Here is an 11,625-nt window from a genome sequence, read left to right as displayed (position 1 = left end):
TCCCTTCCACGCCCGTTAAACTACGCAACAAATTATGACGAGTTGTGAGCAAAATGAGTAAATCCCCCCGCAGCAGCGGCGCTGCTGGTCAGATCCGTATCATTGGTGGTCAATGGCGCGGTCGTAAATTACCGGTACCCGACAGCGCTGGCCTACGCCCGACCACCGATAGGGTACGTGAAACCTTGTTTAACTGGCTGGCCCCGAATATTCAGCAGGCACATTGCCTCGATTGTTTTGCCGGCAGCGGTGCGCTCGGCCTGGAAGCGTTGTCGCGCTTTGCTGCTTCTGCCACCCTGCTGGAACTGGAGCGTCCGGTGGCACAACAATTGACGCAAAATCTGCAAACGCTTCGTGCCAGTAACGGCAAAGTGGTGCAGGCCAATACGCTGCAATGGTTGAGTCAACCGGGAGAACCCTTTGACGTAGTGTTTGTCGATCCGCCATTCCGCAAGGGGTTGTTGCAGGAGACACTGGCGCTGCTGGAACAAAACGGCTGGCTGGCGTCTGAAGCGCTAATTTATGTCGAAAGCGAAGTGGAACATGGCGCGCCGCCCGTGCCTGCCAGTTGGGATCTGTACCGCGAGAAAATTGCCGGGCAGGTCGCATATCGTTTATATCAACGCCAACAAGGAGATGTGTGATGTGGCTTAATCTGGGACGTTTATTAATGATCTGCGTCTGGGCCTTTTTGCTGTTAAATCTGGTCCAGCCGTTCCCCACGCCGCTGCGTTATTTCGTGCATGTTGCGCTGTTCTTTATGGTGATTATGCATGGTTTGCAGCTGGTGTTGCTGCGCGCCACGCAGCCGAAAGAGGCGCCCAAACTGGGACGCGTCACGCAATTAAAGATTTTCTTTTTTGGCGTGTTTGAACTGCTGGCGTGGCAAAAGAAACATTATCCCAAGGGATAATGTTTCTTCCGTAGCCGCGCGATAAATCGCGCTGCTACGGGGCTATTGCGCCGGGGTAAAACTCACAAAGCGGGTGCCTTGCATTTTCAACTCCCCCTTCACACCTTTATCCATCTGATGATAGTCCCCGGCATTGATGACCAGCTTGAAATCTCCCGCACCATTCAGCGGATGGAACCAGGCTTCATAACGCATATCTTCCCCGGCAATCACTTCACGCTGACGCGAGCGGCGATTGGGTGACGGATATTCACGCTTGGTTTTGATTTCCACACTCAGGGTTTGGATCGGGGAAGCATCGTTCACCGCGACTTCACGGCGTTGTTTAATAAACTGACGGGTCGCCAAAACAGCAATAATCGCCAGAACGATAAAAAAGAGTAGCGGTGGTTTGCTCATGTTTTCTCTCGTGCTTTGCGTTAATGTCGGAAAGGTAAAGACGACCCAGCATACAACCAGAGTTGCCCGATTGTCACATTCACCGCCGGTAACTTACACTGGGATCGCGTTTTTGGGAAAATTCATCAGACTGGCGGACATCACGTCCAGAAAAGGGAGAAAACATGCTTTGGTCTTTCCTTGCCGTACTTTTTTCCGGTTGGCTCTACGTCGATGCGACCTATCGTGGCCCGCAGTGGCAACGTTGGTTATTTAAACCCGTCACCCTGTTGCTGCTGGTGGCCTGGGCCTGGCAAGCGCCCACCTTTAACCCCACCGATTACCTGATTCTTGCCGGCCTGGTCGCCACGCTGGTTGGCGATGCGCTGACGCTGCTGCCTCGCCAGCAGATGCTGTATGCGCTGGGTGCTTTCTTTCTCTCGCATCTGCTCTACACCATCAGCTTTGCCGCCCATATGACGGTCAGCTTCTTCTGGCCAGTGCCGCTCACGCTATTGATCATCGGCGTGATACTGATTGCCATCATCTGGAGCAAGCTGGAAGAGTTGCGCTGGCCGGTTTGCACCTTTATCGGCATGACGCTGGTGATGACCTGGATGGCCGCGGAAAATTACTTCTTCCGCCCGACGGATTACAGCTTCTCGCTGCTGGTCGGTGCCGGATTGCTGCTGCTGGCCAATATCGTCTGGTTTATCACCCACTATCGTCGTCGTTTCAGTGCCGACAGCGCCATCGTTGCCGCCTGCTATTTTGCCGGCCACTTTATGATCGTGCGCTCTTTGTGGCTCAATTGAAGAAAAAGTAACCTTAGCGCTTGACTCTGGAGTGCACTCCAGAGTGTAGCATCAGGGTACGGACTCTCGTCCGTCCCTGAATCCGGAGGTTACATGCATCAACATTCTCATGCCTGCCGTTGTGGCAAAAGCCACCACAAACCGCAGCCGCTCTGCGGCATCAGTCGTGCACGCCCGGTGACGTTACAGATTTCCGCCGCACAACCGGTAACACCGGACAGCAGCTGTAGCTGCTGTGACAGCGGCAGTCCCGGCGGTGGCGACGCCGACGAAGAGAGTGACAGGTCTGGCCCCACAACCCATCAATTCCGTTGGCAAATTGCCGGGATGGATTGCCCGAGCTGCGCCCGTACAATCGAAACCGCCGTACAAAAACTGCCCCAGGTCCGTCACGCCCGCGTTATCTTCGCCAGTGAGAAACTGGTAGTCGATGCCGAAAACGATATTCGTCCGGCGATTGAACAGGCGGTAAAAAACGCCGGTTTTAGCCTGACCTCCACCGATGCGCAAACCCCACCCGGCCGCTTGCGGGAAAATGCGGGTTTGCTGCTGCTGGCGCTGTTGATGCTTGCCAGTTGGCTGCTCAGCCTGGCCTCTCCAGTGTGGGGCGATCGCCTGTTTATTGTGACCACCCTGGTCGGCCTACTGCCGGTTGCCCGCAGCGCATGGCGTCTGCTGCGGAGTGGCTCGCCTTTCAGTATCGAAACCCTGATGACCCTCGCCGCTGGCGGTGCGCTGGTGATTGGTGCCCATGCCGAAGCCGCGATGGTCTTACTGCTATTCCAACTGGGCGAACGCCTGGAAGCCTATGCCGCAACACGCGCCCGTCGTGGTGTGACCGCGCTGATGGCGTTGCGCCCGGATACCGCCACCCGTGTACGCGGCGGCCAGCGCGAGCAGGTGGTGCTGGCGGATTTACGCCCCGGCGATGTGATTGAAGTGGCAGCAGGCGGCCGCCTGCCTGCCGATGGCGAGTTACTTGCCAGTGCCGCCAGCTTTGACGAGAGCGCATTAACCGGCGAATCTGTACCGGTAGCACGCCAACCCGGCGAAAAAGTGATGGCCGGTGCCACCAGCGTCGACCGGCTGGTCACCCTGCAAGTGATCTCGGAACCCGGCCACAGCGCCATTGACCGTATCCTGCAACTGATTGAGGAAGCGGAAAGCCACCGCGCACCGGTTGAACGCTTTATCGACCGCTTCAGCCGTCTCTACACCCCGGCGATTATGCTGCTGTCGCTGCTGGTGATGACGCTACCGCCACTGGTCGCAGGCGCGGACTGGTTGCCGTGGATCTACAAGGGTTTGACGCTGCTGCTGATTGGTTGCCCGTGTGCGCTGGTGATTTCCACCCCGGCAGCGATTACCTCCGGTCTGGCCGCTGCGGCACGCCAGGGAGCGTTGATTAAAGGCGGTGCCGCGCTGGAACGGCTCAGCCGCGTCAGCATCATGGCATTCGATAAAACCGGCACCCTGACCGAAGGCAAACCTCAGGTGACCGATGTGGTAGCATTTGGAGACGCGCAGACGGAAAGGTTGCTGGCACTCAGTGCCGCGATTGAACAGGGTTCCAGTCATCCGCTGGCCATGGCGATTGTCGCAGAAGCCAGGCGTCGGCAGCTTTCCCTTTACATGGCATGTGACCAACGTACGCTGGCCGGTAGCGGTATTGAAGCGCAGATTGATGGCATCCAGTATCAGTTACTGGCTCCGCGTGAAGTGAAAAACCTGATTGAGGATCAGCAGCAAATCATCGCGCAGCTTGAAGCCAAAGGCAAAACCGTGGTGGTGCTGTTGCAGGATGCACGCCCACTGGGTGTGCTGGCCTTGCAGGATAAGTTACGTCACGAGGCCGCCAGCGCACTGGCGGCGCTACAACGACTCGGCGTCAGCAGCCTGATGCTGACCGGTGATAACCCACGTGCTGCTGCCGCGATTGCCGCCGCATTGCAGATTGATTATCGCGCGGGCCTGCTGCCTGCCGATAAGGTCACCGCCGTGCGTGAACTGGATGCACAGCAATCGCTGGCGATGATTGGCGATGGCATCAACGATGCTCCGGCGATGAAAGCCGCCACCATTGGGATTGCGATGGGCAGTGGTACAGATGTGGCGCTGGAAGCAGCCGATGCGGCCCTGACGCAAAACCGGCTGGCAATTCTGCCGCGCACCGTGGCGCTGGCACGCCGTACCCGGCGCATTATCCGGCAGAATATCGCGCTGGCGCTGGGGCTGAAGGCGTTGTTCCTCGTCACCACATTACTCGGCTTTACCGGGTTGTGGCTGGCGGTGCTGGCGGATTCCGGTGCCACCGCGCTGGTCACGGCCAATGCGCTGCGGCTGCTGCGTTCACGTTAAACCAGGCGTGGATGCCTCTAGGCATCCACGCCTTTCTTCAGCAAATATTGATATGGCAAGGTTTCCGTCTGCTGCGCCAGCAACGTATGTTCCATAAAACGGCAAAAGCCGGGGATATCACGCGTGGTCGCTGGATCATCGGCGATAATCAGCAGGGTTTCACCCGCCTGCATCTGGCGCACGGTTTTACGCACCATCATCACCGGCTCCGGGCAGCGCAGGCCAAGGGCATCAAGGGTGTGGTCCGGCGCGGAAAAGGGATCGCTCATGATTCTCTGTCTGTTTGCAAGGGAGGGCGCTCATTCTAGCGCGCTAAATCACCAGCGCAAGGCGATAACGATTGCGTTAATATTAACCGTTGCATAAATCGCACAACGCGATAAGATGCCGCCGATTTTTTATTAACCACCGCAGCAAACTGCGGTACTGGGTTCCCTCACCCCAACACTAAAAAGGTTAGCTATGATCGCTTTTTCTCCGCGTCAGCGCATGCATGCGCTGTTTTGGCTGTCGCTGTTTCATCTGCTGGTGATCACCTCCAGTAACTATCTGGTGCAGTTGCCGGTGGCCATTTTTGGCTTCCACACCACCTGGGGTGCTTTCAGCTTTCCGTTTATTTTCCTCGCCACCGATCTCACCGTGCGCATTTTCGGCGCGCCGCTGGCTCGTCGCATTATTCTGGCGGTGATGGTGCCGGCGTTGTTTATCTCGTACGTCGTCTCCTGCGTGTTTTACCAGGGCGAATGGCAGGGCTGGGCGTCGCTGGAGCAGGTGAATCTGTTCGTGGCACGTATCGCCAGCGCCAGCTTTATGGCCTATGCGCTGGGGCAGATTCTGGATGTGCACGTGTTTAACCGTCTGCGTCGTCTGCCACAGTGGTGGATTGCCCCTGGAGCCGCGATGTTCCTCGGCAATATCAGCGATACCCTTGCGTTTTTCTTCATTGCTTTCTACAAAAGTCCGGACCCGTTTATGGCCCAGCACTGGGTGGAAATCGCGCTGGTGGATTACAGCTTTAAGGTCATGATCTGCATGCTTTTCTTCCTGCCTGCCTATGGCGTGCTGCTTAATGCGACACTGAAGCGTCTGGCTGAGCGTTCGGCCCAGCGTCAGCTCAATTTCGGTTAATTCTACGTAGTGCCAGTGCCGCACCCACGCTAAGATTTCCTGACAAACCGGCGGTTGCTTTTGACCGCCGATTCGGATTTGATAATCCCGGACTGGAATCTTGTTATAGGGAAAAGAATGCGTAACTTAGTGAAATATGCGGGCATTGGCCTGCTGGTGCTTGGCCTCGCGGCTTGTGACCAGAAGAAAGATGATGCGGCAGCGGCTGACAATGGTGCCAACGCCAGCCAGTCAACCCAGACGGTGAGTCTGCTGGACGGCAAACTGAGCTTCACTCTGCCAGCAGGTATGGCGGATAAGAGCGGCAAGCTCGGTACAGAATCCGCCAATATGCACGTCTATGCCGATCAAACCGGTGCTCGCGCGATTATCGTGATTGCCGGTGACCCGACCAATGAAGCGCTGGATTCTCTCTCTCAGCGTCTGGAACAGCAGCAGCGCAACCGCGATCCGCAGTTGCAGGTAGTATCGAACAAGGCAGTGACGCTAAGCGATCAACCGGCTCAGCAACTGGATACAGTGATATCTGCCAACCACCAGACCTCCTGGTCTTCAGTGATTCTGGCGAAAGTCGACGGCAAACTGCTGACCCTGCAAATCACCCTGCCGGCGGATAATCAGCAGCAGGCGCAGAGCGATGCTGACAGCATTGTGAAAAGCATCACGCTGAAATAACCCAGTAGCGGCGCGATTCATCGCGCGTCTTTTTGGCCGGGGTCACCTGTGCCTGAAAACACGCGCAATAAATCGCGCCGCTACCCATTAACGTGTCGTTATAACCTCACCGGCGAAATGTGCCAGATCTCATCGGCGTACTCCTGAATGGTGCGGTCCGCTGAGAAGTAGCCCATATTGGCGATATTCAACGCCGCACGCCGCTGCCACTCATCCGGCTGGCGATACAGCTTATCTACCTTGTCCTGGGTGTCCACGTAGCTGCGATAATCCGCCAGTAATTGATAGTGGTCGCCAAAGTTCACCAGCGCATCGAACAGGTTACGATAGCGGCCCGGATCCTGCGGACTGAACAGGCCGCTGGCAATTTGCGTCAGCGCCTGATGCAACTCCTGATCCTCTTCGTAGTATTTACGTGGGTTGTAACCATCTTTCCGCAGTTGCTCAACCTGCGGCGTGGTATTACCGAAGATAAAGATATTTTCCGCCCCGACATGCTCCAGCATCTCGACATTAGCGCCATCCAGCGTGCCAATGGTTAACGCCCCATTGAGCGCAAACTTCATATTACTGGTGCCGGAGGCTTCCGTACCCGCCGTGGAGATCTGCTCGGAGAGATCCGCTGCCGGAATGATGATCTGCGCCAGACTCACGCTGTAGTTAGGAATAAACACCACCTTCAGCTTGTTCTTCACATCAGGATCGTTGTTGATCACCTTCGCCACATCGTTGATCAGATGGATAATGTGCTTGGCCATGTAATAGGCCGAGGCGGCTTTACCCGCGAAAATGTTCACGCGTGGCACCCAATCGGCAGTGGGATCAGCCTTGATACGGTTATAACGGGTGATCACGTGCAGGACATTCAGCAGTTGGCGTTTGTATTCATGGATACGTTTGATCTGCACATCAAACAGCGCGTGCGGATCCAGCACAATATCGAGGTTTTTTGCCACCCAATCCGCCAGACGTTTTTTGTTGGCAAACTTGGCATCGGCGATTTGTTCGATAAATGCCGGGAAATCGATCTGCGGCGTTAGCTCGCTGAGTTGGCTGAGTTCGGTGCGCCAGTTACGACCAATCGCCTCATCCAGTACCTCCGAAAGTGCCGGGTTAGCCAGCGCCAGCCAGCGACGCGGCGTCACGCCATTGGTTTTATTGCAGAAACGGCCCGGGAACAGGCGAGCAAAATCGGCGAACAGCGACTGCACCATCAGGTTGGAGTGCAGCTCGGACACGCCGTTGACCTTATGGCTGACCACCACCGCCAGCCATGCCATACGTATCTTACGACCATTGTTCTCATCAATAATCGAGATCCGCGACATCAGATCCCAATCATCCGGGTAATATTCCTGGATGGTTTTCAGGAAGTAGTCGTTGATTTCAAAGATAATACTGAGATGGCGCGGTAAGATCTTGCCGATCATATCCACCGGCCAGGTCTCCAGCGCTTCGGTCATCAGCGTGTGGTTGGTGTAGGAGAACACCTGGCAGGTCACTTCAAAGGCATCGTCCCAGGTAAATTTCTGTTCATCGATCAACAAGCGCATCAGTTCAGGGATCGCCAACACCGGATGGGTGTCGTTGAGGTGAATAGCGATTTTGTTTGCCAGGTTGTCCCAGGTCTGATGCATCTGCCAGTGGCGATTGAGGATGTCCTGCACCGTTGAAGAGACGAGGAAATATTCCTGACGCAGGCGCAGTTCGCGACCAGAATAGGTGGAGTCATCGGGATAAAGCACGCGCGACACGTTTTCCGAGTGGTTCTTATCTTCCACCGCGGCAAAGTAATCACCCTGATTAAACTTACCAAGGTTAATTTCGTTACTGGCCTGCGCACCCCATAACCGCAGCGTGTTGGTGGCATCGGTATCGAAACCAGGAACGATCTGATCATACGCAATCGCCAGGATCTCTTCGGTTTCGATCCAGCGTACCCGGCTGCCTTCGTGCTGCAAACGCCCACCGAAACGTACCTTGTAGCGGGTATTAAACCGCTGAAATTCCCACGGGTTGCCGTATTCCAGCCAGTAGTCCGGCGATTCGCGCTGCTGACCGTCGACAATATTCTGCTTGAACATGCCGTAGTCGTAACGGATGCCGTAGCCACGCCCCGGCAAGCCAAGGGTCGCCAGCGAATCGAGGAAACAGGCCGCGAGACGCCCCAGACCGCCATTGCCGAGGCCGGGATCGTTCTCTTCTTCCATCAGTTCAGTGAGATCCAGTCCCATCTCATCCAGCGCCTGATTGAGATCGTCATAAATCCCCATCGCCAGCAGCGCATTGCCGAGGGTACGACCCATCAGAAACTCCATCGACAGGTAATACACCTGGCGCACATCCTGCGACAATTGCGCCCGGCTGGAACGCAGCCAGCGTTCCACCATCCGATCGCGCACCGCCAGCAGCGAGGCGTTCAGCCACTCGTGCTTATTGGCGATAGAAGGATCTTTGCCGATGGTGAACATCAGTTTATAGGCTATCGAGTGCTTCAGCGCATCAACCGTCAGGGTGGGTGAGGCATAGGTGAAAGGTGCGTTCATATCAAGTATCCCAATCTCTCATTACAGCAAACGTTGATAAAGATCGCGGTAGGCTTGTGCTGCCACCTGCCAACTAAAATCCATCCCCATCGCCTGACGCTGAACATAACGCCAGAGGGAAGGGCGGGACCAGAGTACAAAGGCACGCCGGATCGCTCTGAGCAGCGACCAGGCATTACTGTCTTCAAAGCTGAAACCACTGGCGATACCGTCGGCCAGGTTCTCCAGCGAACTGTCATTCACCGTATCCGCCAGACCACCGGTACGACGTACCAGCGGCAGCGTGCCGTACTTCAGGCCATAAAGCTGTGTCAGGCCGCACGGTTCAAAACGGCTGGGCACCAGAATCACATCCGCACCACCGACAATGCGGTGCGAGAAGGCTTCGTGGTAGCCAATTTGCACACCGACACTGCCGGGATGTTCCGCCGCCGCCGCGAGGAACCCCTGTTGCAACTCGGCGTCCCCCTGCCCCAGCAACACCAGCTGGCCGCCCTGCGCCAGTAAACCGGGCAGTGCTTCCAGTACCAGGTCTAACCCTTTCTGCCGGGTTAAGCGACTGATCACGCAAAACACCGGCACTTTGTCATCCACCTTCAGCCCCATCGCAATTTGCAGTTGGCGTTTGTTCTCTGCCTTGCTCTCCAGCGTGTCCCGGTCGTAACGTGCGGTCAGCAGCAGATCATGTGTCGGATCCCATATCGCCGGATCGACACCATTCAGCACGCCACTTAACCGCCCTTCACGTAGCCGCTGTGCCAACAGCGCTTCCATGCCATAACCAAACTCTGGCCGGGTGATCTCCAGTGCGTAGGTCGGACTGACCGCCGTAATATGATCGGCATAAAACAGGCCAGCCTTGAGATAAGAAATTTGACCGTAAAACTCCAGTCCATGCATGTTGAAGAATGCGCGCGGTAACTGAATCTCCTCCATATGACGCGCCGAGAACAACCCCTGATACGCCAGATTATGCACGGTAAACACGGATTTTGCCGGGCGACCACGTGCTTCCAGATAGGCACAAGTCAACCCGGCATGCCAGTCATGTGCATGTACGATATCTGGCCGCCAGAAGGTATCCAGCCCGCAGGCAAGTTCACAGCCCATCCAGCCGAGCAGCGCAAAGCGCAGATAGTTATCGACGTAGGCAAACTGTGATTCGTCGTGGTACGGACTGCCGGGACGTTCATACAATCCCGGCGCATCAATTAAATAAATGCCAACACCGTTAAAATGTCCAAAAAGTAAGCGAACAAACCCGGCAAAGGTTGGCAATTCCGCCACAACTTCCGTATCCGGAATCCCTTTACGCAGGTCAGGATACGCGGGCAGCAGCACGCGCGTATCCGTACCACCGGCAATCTGTGCCTGCGGTAATGCGCCGACAACATCAGCCAACCCGCCGGTTTTCAAGAGCGGGAATAGTTCTGAACAGACATGTAAAACCTGCATCCTGGACCCCTTTTGTGTTATCGCTCGCGTTCCACGCGTCGATTGTCTGTGTGCTTTTTCGTCATCGGGCGGCGGCACCCGCCAGTTTGGCTAACATGGCGCGCGTCACCAGCACGATGCCCTCTTCTGAACGGTAAAAACGGCGGCTGTCTTCATCGGGGTTTTCGCCAATCACAATGCCTTCTGGCAACACGCAGGCGCGATCGATCACGCAGCGGCGCAGACGACAGGAGCGACCCACCACCACATCAGGCAGCAGTACCGAAGAATCGATGTTGCAAAAAGAGTTCACACGTACGCGCGGGAATAGCACCGAGTTGACCACCACCGAGCCGGAGATGATGCAACCGCCGGAGACCAGCGAGTTCATCGTCATGCCGTGGCTGCCGGAACGATCCTGCACAAACTTCGCCGGTGGTAACGGCTCCATATGGGTACGAATCGGCCAGGTGTGGTCATACATGTCCAGTTCCGGTGTGACGGAGGCCAAATCCAGATTGGCACGCCAGTAGGCTTCGAGCGTCCCGACATCACGCCAGTAGGGTTCGGCGGCTTCGTCGCTTTGCACGCAGGACAAGGTGAAGGAGTGCGCGTAGGCGTCACCGCTGGCCACAATTTTCGGCAGCAAATCTTTGCCGAAATCGTGATTGGACTCCGGTAATTGTGCGTCTTCTTCCAGCAGTTGGTAGAGATAATCCGCGTTGAATACATAAATCCCCATGCTGGCCAACGCTTTGCTATCATCGCCGGGCATTGACGGGGGAACGGGCGGTTTTTCAACAAAATCAACCACGTTGTTTTCGGCATCCACCGCCATCACACCAAAAGCGGTGGCTTCTTCCAGTGGCACCGGCAAACAGGCGATGGTGCATTTGGCGCCACGATCGGCGTGGTCCAGTAGCATGCGCGAGTAGTCCATTTTGTAGATGTGATCCCCGGCGAGGATCACGATGTACTGGGCGTTATAACGACGAATGATGTCAAGGTTTTGCGTCACCGCATCCGCCGTCCCGCGATACCAGTGCTCGGTGGATAAGCGTTGTTGCGCGGGCAACAGATCAATAAACTCGTTCATCTCTTCGTTGAAAATCGTCCAGCCACGCTGGATATGTTGCACCAACGTGTGTGACTGATATTGCGTAATCACGCCAATGCGCCGAATGCCCGAGTTGAGGCAATTGGAGAGCGCAAAGTCGATAATGCGGAACTTACCGCCAAAGTGTACCGCCGGTTTGGCGCGTTTAGCGGTCAGGTCTTTCAAGCGTGTGCCACGTCCTCCGGCGAGGATCAAGGCCACCGTCTGCGTAGGGAGCTGGCGTGCCAGCATCAGATGATCTGTTCTCTCTAAATTTACCAT

Annotated in this window: 11 protein-coding genes; 6 read left to right on the top strand and 5 right to left on the bottom strand. The window is 56.1% G+C overall.

The features are described 5' to 3' along the window. The first annotated feature begins 53 nt into the window (after positions 1-53). Positions 54-644, top strand: a complete 591-nt coding sequence (gene rsmD / locus AC6I8W_RS01435; protein ID WP_497836680.1) for a 16S rRNA (guanine(966)-N(2))-methyltransferase — start codon at positions 54-56, stop codon at positions 642-644. Continuing rightward, positions 644-913 (top strand): DUF1145 family protein, encoded by a 270-nt coding sequence (locus AC6I8W_RS01430; RefSeq protein WP_497836679.1) that lies wholly within the window; start codon positions 644-646, stop codon positions 911-913. Before rsmD ends, AC6I8W_RS01430 begins: the two co-directional genes overlap by 1 nt. Before the next feature lie 42 nt (positions 914-955). On the opposite strand, the gene AC6I8W_RS01425 is transcribed toward AC6I8W_RS01430, so the two are convergent. Further along, positions 956-1,312 (bottom strand): DUF2500 domain-containing protein, encoded by a 357-nt coding sequence (locus AC6I8W_RS01425; RefSeq protein WP_497836678.1) that lies wholly within the window; start codon positions 1,310-1,312, stop codon positions 956-958. A gap of 164 nt (positions 1,313-1,476) precedes the next feature. Here AC6I8W_RS01425 and AC6I8W_RS01420 point away from each other — a divergent pair, with 164 nt between their 5' ends. After that, the gene (locus tag AC6I8W_RS01420) at positions 1,477-2,106 is read left to right on the top strand and encodes a lysoplasmalogenase (protein WP_497836677.1); all 630 of its coding nucleotides are present in this window, start codon (positions 1,477-1,479) and stop codon (positions 2,104-2,106) included. Between the two features lie 93 nt (positions 2,107-2,199). Next, positions 2,200-4,464 (top strand): zinc/cadmium/mercury/lead-transporting ATPase, encoded by a 2,265-nt coding sequence (locus tag AC6I8W_RS01415; RefSeq protein ID WP_497836676.1) that lies wholly within the window; start codon positions 2,200-2,202, stop codon positions 4,462-4,464. A gap of 17 nt (positions 4,465-4,481) precedes the next feature. On the opposite strand, the gene tusA is transcribed toward AC6I8W_RS01415, so the two are convergent. Then, on the bottom strand, positions 4,482-4,733 hold the full coding sequence (tusA, locus tag AC6I8W_RS01410) for a sulfurtransferase TusA (protein ID WP_497836675.1): 252 nt from the start codon (positions 4,731-4,733) through the stop codon (positions 4,482-4,484). Positions 4,734-4,926: 193 nt separating this feature from the next. Here tusA and AC6I8W_RS01405 point away from each other — a divergent pair, with 193 nt between their 5' ends. Next, on the top strand, positions 4,927-5,592 hold the full coding sequence (locus AC6I8W_RS01405) for a 7-cyano-7-deazaguanine/7-aminomethyl-7-deazaguanine transporter (protein ID WP_497836674.1): 666 nt from the start codon (positions 4,927-4,929) through the stop codon (positions 5,590-5,592). A 117-nt stretch (positions 5,593-5,709) separates the two neighbouring features. Beyond that, positions 5,710-6,267 carry a DcrB family lipoprotein gene (locus AC6I8W_RS01400; RefSeq protein ID WP_497836673.1) on the top strand — a complete coding sequence of 186 codons (558 nt, stop codon included), beginning with the start codon at positions 5,710-5,712 and terminating at the stop codon, positions 6,265-6,267. 98 nt (positions 6,268-6,365) lie between these two features. On the opposite strand, the gene glgP is transcribed toward AC6I8W_RS01400, so the two are convergent. From glgP to glgC, 3 genes are all read right to left on the bottom strand, one after another. Further along, on the bottom strand, positions 6,366-8,813 hold the full coding sequence (gene glgP / locus AC6I8W_RS01395; protein ID WP_497836672.1) for a glycogen phosphorylase: 2,448 nt from the start codon (positions 8,811-8,813) through the stop codon (positions 6,366-6,368). A 21-nt stretch (positions 8,814-8,834) separates the two neighbouring features. Continuing rightward, on the bottom strand, positions 8,835-10,268 hold the full coding sequence (gene glgA, locus AC6I8W_RS01390) for a glycogen synthase GlgA (RefSeq protein WP_480367304.1): 1,434 nt from the start codon (positions 10,266-10,268) through the stop codon (positions 8,835-8,837). A gap of 61 nt (positions 10,269-10,329) precedes the next feature. Then, positions 10,330-11,625 carry a glucose-1-phosphate adenylyltransferase gene (gene glgC / locus AC6I8W_RS01385; protein ID WP_497836671.1) on the bottom strand — a complete coding sequence of 432 codons (1,296 nt, stop codon included), beginning with the start codon at positions 11,623-11,625 and terminating at the stop codon, positions 10,330-10,332.

It is taken from the genome of Pantoea sp. X-Soil-TKNS-1211, from assembly GCF_059730495.1.
This window is presented reverse-complemented; position numbering and strand designations above follow the sequence as displayed.

What these genes read in the sequence shown, in the direction of transcription:
- rsmD (WP_497836680.1), top strand. Translation starts at nt 54, where the DNA reads ATGAGTAAATCCCCCCGCAGCAGCGGCGCTGCTGGTCAGATCCGTATC.
- tusA (WP_497836675.1), bottom strand. Translation starts at nt 4,733, where the DNA reads ATGAGCGATCCCTTTTCCGCGCCGGACCACACCCTTGATGCCCTTGGC.
- glgC (WP_497836671.1), bottom strand. Translation starts at nt 11,625, where the DNA reads ATGGTAAATTTAGAGAGAACAGATCATCTGATGCTGGCACGCCAGCTC.
- AC6I8W_RS01415 (WP_497836676.1), top strand. Translation starts at nt 2,200, where the DNA reads ATGCATCAACATTCTCATGCCTGCCGTTGTGGCAAAAGCCACCACAAA.
- glgA (WP_480367304.1), bottom strand. Translation starts at nt 10,268, where the DNA reads ATGCAGGTTTTACATGTCTGTTCAGAACTATTCCCGCTCTTGAAAACC.
- AC6I8W_RS01425 (WP_497836678.1), bottom strand. Translation starts at nt 1,312, where the DNA reads ATGAGCAAACCACCGCTACTCTTTTTTATCGTTCTGGCGATTATTGCT.
- AC6I8W_RS01405 (WP_497836674.1), top strand. Translation starts at nt 4,927, where the DNA reads ATGATCGCTTTTTCTCCGCGTCAGCGCATGCATGCGCTGTTTTGGCTG.
- AC6I8W_RS01400 (WP_497836673.1), top strand. Translation starts at nt 5,710, where the DNA reads ATGCGTAACTTAGTGAAATATGCGGGCATTGGCCTGCTGGTGCTTGGC.
- glgP (WP_497836672.1), bottom strand. Translation starts at nt 8,813, where the DNA reads ATGAACGCACCTTTCACCTATGCCTCACCCACCCTGACGGTTGATGCG.
- AC6I8W_RS01420 (WP_497836677.1), top strand. Translation starts at nt 1,477, where the DNA reads ATGCTTTGGTCTTTCCTTGCCGTACTTTTTTCCGGTTGGCTCTACGTC.
- AC6I8W_RS01430 (WP_497836679.1), top strand. Translation starts at nt 644, where the DNA reads ATGTGGCTTAATCTGGGACGTTTATTAATGATCTGCGTCTGGGCCTTT.